The following is a 1,333-nucleotide window of genomic DNA, read 5'->3' on the forward strand; positions in this document are numbered from 1 at the left end:
TAGCAGGCTGCGGAAATACCCAACGGGCGCAGCTTCGCTGCTGACGCAAGGGCTCGTTTTTCGATGATGCGGGTCGACTCCGACGCCAAAACACCCCATTTCAAGCCCATTTTGGCCTGATCTGAGGCCATTTCGGGGTGTTTTGCCCTCATCACGCGACCTCCAGACGGACTTGTCCCAAGGTGCGCATGCGCACGAGGTTATAGGCGGCCATGGCCATCATGAAGACTTGGTCGACCTTCTTGATGCCGCGCACCATCACCTGACGGATCGGGCCAATGAACTTGGCCCAGCCAAAGCCCTGCTCGATGAGCTTGCGCTTTTGCATCGAGATGCCGTAACCCTCGGTGCTGGCGATCTCATCAGGCACCGCTGACTTGCGGTTTGACTTGTTCTGCGCCACATGCGGCGTGACCTTCATGTCTTGCAGCGCCTTGATGAACTCGGCCGCGTCGTAGCCCTTGTCGGCGCCCAAGGTGATGTTCCCTTCGGGGTTGGCCTGGCGCACATCGGCCACCATGGCCTTGGCCGCTTCGCGCTCAGCATGGCCATCAGCCTGCGTGACCATGGCGTTGACGATCAGGCCATTGCGGTTCTCCATCAGCGTGTGGCCCATAAAGCGCAACTCGCTGGCCGTCTTGCCTTTGCGAAACAGCCTGCTGTCTGGGTCAGTGCTGGATTCATGCGTCTCGTTGCTGCGCGACTTGCCTCGGAAGTCGCCGCCATCGTCGTCGTCCTTGCCGTCTTTGCGCACGAAGCTCTTGTGGCCCGCCCAGGCTTGAATCAAGGTGCCGTCCACGCTGAAGTGCTCCTTGGACAACCACCGCTTCTTGTCTGCCTGCTTGAGCACGGCGTTGAAGAAGGCCACCACAGCATCGTGCTCAATCAGCCGCTCGCGGTTCTTGGTGAACACTGTTGGCACCCACACCGAGTCGTCCATCGACAGGCCGATGAACCAGCGAAACAGCAGGTTGTATTGCGTCTGCTCCATCAACTGGCGCTCCGAGCGAATCGAGTACAGCACCTGCAGCAGCATGGCGCGCAGCAGCTTCTCTGGCGCGATGCTGGGGCGACCGCCTTTGGCGTCTTCCTCGTACATCCCGGCGAACAACTCGCCCATCTCGGCCAGGGCCTTGTTGACCATCGTGCGGATGACCCGCAGCGGGTGGTTGGCTGGCACGAAGTCGTCAAGCTTCTTGAGGGTGAACAGGCCTTCGGTGAAGGTGTCGGCGCCGCGCATGGTGGGTGTCGCTTCAGGTCGTTGAGGTGCTACGCTGATAACGCATCACGCCACTGGGGCGTGGACTTGGCTGTTGGGTATTTCCGCAGCCTG

1 protein-coding gene is annotated in these 1,333 nt (G+C 60.6%); it reads right to left on the reverse strand.

What is annotated here, in order from left to right:
* Nucleotides 1-151: 151 nt before the first annotated feature.
* The gene (locus ACSHSS_RS30185; RefSeq protein ID WP_171847429.1) at nt 152-1,240 is read right to left on the reverse strand and encodes an IS5 family transposase; all 1,089 of its coding nucleotides are present in this window, start codon (nt 1,238-1,240) and stop codon (nt 152-154) included.
* Between the last annotated feature and the right edge of the window lie 93 nt (nt 1,241-1,333).

The organism is Burkholderia sp. BC1 (genome assembly GCF_052683555.1).